The organism is Shinella daejeonensis, from assembly GCF_024281235.1.
Lineage (GTDB): Bacteria > Pseudomonadota > Alphaproteobacteria > Rhizobiales > Rhizobiaceae > Shinella > Shinella daejeonensis.
The window spans coordinates 1-931 of the sequence record NZ_JAHWXY010000033.1; the positions used below are offsets into that span (position 1 = coordinate 1).

The 931-nt window shown below is 64.6% G+C and carries 1 protein-coding gene; it reads right to left on the reverse strand.

The window, feature by feature from the left end:
* On the reverse strand, window positions 1-931 hold a 931-nt coding region (locus tag KYK29_RS22395), incomplete at both ends, for a type IV secretory system conjugative DNA transfer family protein (protein WP_254693078.1).

Consider the following 931-nt stretch of genomic DNA (forward strand, 5'->3'; position numbering starts at 1 on the left):
GCCGTCACCCGCGCCACCACGGGATCGCGGTAGAGGCCGAGAAACGACATGGCGGTGGAGAGCACGCCCGACCGTTCGTTCTCGGATTTGTTCAACAGCTCGCGGGCCGACGACGCGATGACGGGATGAACGCCCGCCTCGCCGAGATGCGGCGTATCCATCATGGCGCGCAAGGTCGCCTCGACCGGACGGCGGGGATCGGACAGGAAGTTGGCGACGCCCGCCAAGGTCTTGTCCTTCTCCGCATAGAGAACATGCAGGATCGCGCCGACCAGCAGCGAATGGCTGGTCTTTTCCCAATGGTTGCGCTTGTCGAGACTGCCTTCGGGATCGACCAGAATATCCGCGATGTTCTGCACGTCGCGGACTTCCCATTCCCCCTGCCGCACTTCGAGCAGCGGATTGTAGGCGGACGATCTGGCGTTCGTGGGATCGAACAGCAGGACGCGGCCATGCTGGGCGCGAAAGCCGGCCGTCAGAGTCCAGTTCTCGCCCTTGATGTCGTGGACAATGCAGCTTCCCGGCCATGTCAGCAGCGTCGGTACCACCAGCCCGACACCTTTGCCGCTGCGAGTCGGGGCGAAGCACAACACATGCTCCGGCCCGTCATGGCGCAGATAGTGCCGGTCGTATCTGCCGAGCACCACGCCATCGGGGCCGAGCAGACCGGCGGCGCGGATTTCGCGATCCTCCGCCCATCGCGCCGAACCATAGGTGGCGACGTTGCGCGCCTCCCGTGCCCGGATGATCGACATGAGGATGGCGGCGGCGATGGCGATGAAACCGCCGGACGCCGCGATGATGGCACCTTCGACGAAGATTGCGGGCGCATAGGCGTCAAACGAAAACCACCACCAGAAGAAGGCCGGCGGATAATAGACCGGCCAGCCCGCCAGCTCGAACCACGGATTGCCAAGCTGGAGCTGGAAGC